General features: G+C 68.7%; 1 protein-coding gene. It reads left to right on the forward strand.

Going from position 1 to position 371, the window contains the following annotated elements; translation table 11 throughout:
• A partial coding sequence (locus B3873_RS08575; RefSeq protein WP_349676440.1) for an MFS transporter occupies window positions 1-371 on the forward strand: 371 nt, incomplete at both ends.

Genomic DNA, 371 nt, shown 5'->3' on the forward strand with positions numbered 1-371 from the left:
ACGGCCGCGTCTGGCTGGGTGCGCTGATCTACTTCTGCTTCGTCATGGGGCTGTACGGCGTGAGCTTCTGGCTGCCGACCATCATCAAGGCCACCGGCGTGTCCGATCCCCTGAACGTGGGCCTGCTCACGGCCATCCCCTACGCCTTCGCCGCTGCGGCCATGGTGCTCATCGGCCGCAGCGCCGACGCCCGCCGCGAGCGCCGCTGGCACGTGGCCATTCCTGCCTTCATCGGCTGCATCGGCCTGCTGCTGTCGACCCTGTACGGCAACAACACGGCGCTGGCGATGGCCTCGCTGACGCTGGCCAGCATCGGCATCCTGACCACCCTGCCGCTGTTCTGGAGCCTGCCGACCGCCTTCCTGTCGGGC

Source organism: Herbaspirillum sp. UBA812 (assembly GCF_002296545.1).
In the GTDB taxonomy this organism is placed as follows: domain Bacteria; phylum Pseudomonadota; class Gammaproteobacteria; order Burkholderiales; family Burkholderiaceae_D; genus Herbaspirillum; species Herbaspirillum huttiense.